At 63.4% G+C, this 957-nt stretch carries 1 protein-coding gene; it reads right to left on the minus strand.

The annotated features are described in order from the left end of the window. Positions 1-957 (minus strand): acyl carrier protein (locus LG396_RS38785; protein WP_225798310.1); only part of this gene is annotated, 957 nt, incomplete at both ends.

Consider the following 957-nt stretch of genomic DNA (forward strand, 5'->3'; position numbering starts at 1 on the left):
CGATCCGGCCCGAGGCAACACTGTTCGTGCGGCCCGTCAGCACGAATCCTTCGGATTCCTCGGAGCCTTCGTGCAGTCGCGCACCGTAGTCCTGTTCCACAGCACCGATGAACAGTCCTGTGGACGTTCCATTCAACGACGTGGGATCGATGCCCGCACGTTCGAAGGCCTCCCATGCCGTTTCCAGCAGCAACCGCTGCTGAGGATCCATCGCCAACGCCTCACGCGGGCTGATACCGAAAAGTTCGGGATCAAAGTCTCCGGCCTCGTGGAGAAATCCACCGTGTCGCGTATAGCTCGTGGCGGACCTGTCCGGGTCGGCGTCGTAGAGCCGTTCGATGTCCCAGCCACGATCGTCCGGGAACTCCGAAATGGCGTCGCCACCCTCACGCACGAGTTGCCAGAGGTCTTCCGGTGAGCCGACACCGCCGGGGTAACGGCAAGCCATGGAGACGATGGCAATCGGTTCATCCGTCCGGCCCGACGACGGCGCTGCCTCTTCGGCCGCGTCTGAAAAGCCCAGCGTCTCGGCACGAATGTGTTCTGCTAGAGCGGCCGGGGTCGGGAAGTCGAACAGGAGGGTGGCCGACAGCGGAAGGTCTGTATAGGTGGCCAGCGTGGTGCGAAGTTCCACAGACATCAACGAGTCGAACCCGAGGTCCCGCCATGTACGTGAGGATTCGACCTCGTTCGCTGACCGGAGGCCGAGCACGCCTGCCGTGCAACTGACGATCCAGCCCAACGCCACGCGCAGTTGTTCGGCGTCCGAGAGCCCTTCGAGCTCCGCACGACGACGCGAGGAAGATACTGCTGGTTCGGAGTCCTCTGCAGCATCGTGTTGCAGTGAGATGCCTTGCGTCGACCGGTTCCGAGAGTTGGTCGTGCTCTCGTCCAGCCAATGGCGCCTGCGTTGGAAGGCGTAGGTGGGCAGGTCGACCCGCCGGGCACCACTCCCAC

Origin of the sequence: Streptomyces aculeolatus (assembly GCF_020400605.1) — a bacterium.
GTDB lineage: Bacteria > Actinomycetota > Actinomycetes > Streptomycetales > Streptomycetaceae > Streptomyces > Streptomyces aculeolatus.